The sequence below is a fragment of the Brevundimonas sp. UBA7534 genome (assembly GCF_002479325.1).
In the GTDB taxonomy this organism is placed as follows: domain Bacteria; phylum Pseudomonadota; class Alphaproteobacteria; order Caulobacterales; family Caulobacteraceae; genus Brevundimonas.
Genome location: NZ_DLMO01000031.1, coordinates 658 through 2,357 on the forward strand (window position 1 = coordinate 658; position 1,700 = coordinate 2,357).

The 1,700-nt window shown below is 70.9% G+C and carries 1 protein-coding gene; it reads right to left on the bottom strand.

Going from position 1 to position 1,700, the window contains the following annotated elements; all coding sequences use genetic code 11:
* Positions 1-1,700, bottom strand: a 1,700-nt coding sequence (locus B2U11_RS02205; RefSeq protein WP_292069560.1) for a histidine kinase dimerization/phosphoacceptor domain -containing protein, incomplete at both ends; no start/stop codon positions are given.

Below are 1,700 nucleotides of genomic sequence, written 5' to 3' on the forward strand. Positions count from 1 at the left end.
TAGGCCAACTGGCCGTCCAGCTGGCCGACCAGGCTGCGGATCATCATGGAGCCGAAACCCTTGCCCGTCTCGTGTCCGCCCTTGCCCTCGTCGGCGACGGTCAGGCGCAGGTGGTCGTCGGCCTCGGTCAGGGTGATGGTCACCGGCCCCGGCTGGCCGCCGTAGGCGTACTTCTGGGCGTTGATGATCAGTTCGGTGAGGATCAGCCCCAGGGTGACGGCCCGGCCCGCGTCGACGCAGACCGGCGCCAGATCGGTCCGGATCGCGGCGGCCCAGTCCGGCCCCATGCTGTCGCCCAGATCCGTCACCAATTCGCCGATGTAACGGCTGAGGTCGATGGAGGTGGTGTTGTCGCCGCGGTAGAGGCGGCTGTGCACGGTGGAGACGGCGCGTACGCGCCGGCGCGCTTCGTGCAGAGCGGCGGCGGCGGGCCCGTCGGCCTGGTCGCGCGCCTGAAGGCCCAGGAAGCTGGACACCAGGGTCAGGCTGTTCTGCACGCGGTGGTTCACCTCGCGCATCAGATACTGCTGCTGCTCCAGGCGCAGGTCGCGCTCGCTGAGGCGGGTCTGGAGCGACTGGTTCAGCGTGCGCAACTGATTGACGGCGGCGAAGTCGGCCAGGGCGTCGCGCAGCCGGGCGGCGGACTCCACGGCCGCGGCGGACCAGCGACGCGCCCGGCCCGAGACGGTCTGGGACCACTCCTCGAAGGAGGCGCGCGGGTTCAGGGCCCCAGACGCGCCGGACTTGACCGCCGTTTCGGGATTTCCGGCCCAGCGCACCGTCTCGACGATTTCCGAGCGGAACCACAGGATCGAGACCGGTGCGCGGCCGGTCAGACGCACGCCCAGCAGCCCGCTGCCGTGGGTGCGCCACGCCTCCGCCTCGGGCAGGATGCTGGACAGGGCGTTGGTCGAGACGGGGCGAAGGCCGGGAAGACCTTCCAGCCAGTCGCCGAGGCGGGCGACGCCGTCTTGCGGCGGGGTATGGCCGAAGCGGGCGATGCGCCCGTCGCAGATGAGGGCCAGACCGTCGGCGTCGACCAGTTCCATCAACTGCCCCGCGCGGGCAGCCAGCGCCTCGTCGAGCGCGGCGTCGGTGGGCAGGCGGGCGATCAACTCGTCCTCGAGACGGCGCAGACGGACCCGCTCGCGATACAGTTCCGCATCCGCCTTGGCCTTCAGTTGACGCGCCAGGTTGCGGGCCAGGGTCGTGCAGGCCACGCGGATCTCGTACGGCATCAGCTGCGGCGCGGCGCTGTGGCAGGCGACCAGGCCCCACAGGGCGTCGTCGACGATGATCGACACCGAGGCCGAGGCCCGCACCCCCATGTTGCGCAGATATTGCAGATGGACCGGCGACACCGAGCGCAGGCCGGCGTCGCTCATGTCCAGCGGCGGCTCGTCGGGATCGAGGGGACGCAGCGGCTGGGGCGTGTAGTGGCTGTCGGGGATGACCCGCACGGGGTTTCGCAGATACAGGGCCCGAGCCTGGCGCGGGATGTCGGTCGCCGGAAAATGGTGATTGAGGAAGGACGCCGCGCTGCTGTCACGCGCCTCGGCCAGAACCTGGCCGGCCTCGTCGTCCAGGAAGCGGTAGATCATGATCCGGTCGAAGCCGGTCAGCTTGCGGAAGGCCTCGGCGGCCTGTTCGCACACGCCCTGCAGGGTGGCGGCGCGTTCCATGTCGGCGCCGGCGGCGTC